The organism is Mesorhizobium sp. M7A.F.Ca.CA.002.04.1.1 (assembly GCF_004022805.1).
Classification (GTDB): domain Bacteria; phylum Pseudomonadota; class Alphaproteobacteria; order Rhizobiales; family Rhizobiaceae; genus Mesorhizobium; species Mesorhizobium ciceri.
The window spans coordinates 1-726 of record NZ_RZPL01001216.1 but is presented as its reverse complement, the minus strand read 5'-3'; the positions used below and the strand labels follow the sequence as shown (position 1 = coordinate 726).

The window sequence follows — 726 nt, the reverse complement described above, 5'->3', positions numbered from 1 at the left end:
GTGGCACCGTGACGGTGACGATGCCGCAGCGCGTCGTGCTGGCCAGCCGCGACGGAGCCGTGCCTGTCAGCGACGACGATCACGGCCCCAGCTGGCGCGCCCGCTTTTCGGAAGAGGTGATGCGCTCCACCGTGGCGCTCGAGGCCACGATGCCGCTGGCGCGGCTGACGCTCGGCGACCTCGCCGGTTTCGAAATCGGCGACGTCATCGAATTCGAGGAAACGGCCCAGTCCCAGGCGCGTCTCAGCGCACGGGGCAAGACGCTGTTCGTATGCGAGTTCGGCAAACTGGGACAGAATTACACCGTCCGGATCAGGCAACCTTACGATGCCGGGCAGGACTTTATCGACGGGCTGATGCCGGCTGCCGCCGGACGCGCCTGAGCATTTGGAGACGATCATGGCCAAAACCAAGGCGGAAGCCGACCTCGACCAGCCGGACGAGCAACTCGACCGTGCCATCGAAGAGTTGCGCGGGGTCCTGCATGAAGAGGAGCAACGTCCCGATGCGGCGTTCAGGGCGGCCTCATCGGCCAATTCGAGCGTGATCATGAACATCCCCGTCGATGTCCAGATCATCCTCGGCAGCACCGAGATGCCGGTCTCCGATCTGATGGCGCTGCAAAAAGGGTCGACCGTGGCGCTCAATCGCCGCATCGGCGAACCTGTCGACGTCGTGGTCAACGGCCGAAAGATCGCGCGCGGCGAGATAACCGTTCTGGAAAGC

At 64.5% G+C, this 726-nt stretch carries 2 protein-coding genes; both read left to right on the top strand.

What is annotated here, in order from left to right; translation table 11 throughout:
- On the top strand, positions 1–383 hold a 383-nt coding region (locus tag ENZ75_RS33410; RefSeq protein ID WP_206617186.1), incomplete at its 5' end, for a FliM/FliN family flagellar motor switch protein.
- Positions 384–399: 16 nt separating this feature from the next.
- On the top strand, positions 400–726 hold a 327-nt coding region (locus ENZ75_RS33405; protein WP_128278683.1), incomplete at its 3' end, for a FliM/FliN family flagellar motor switch protein.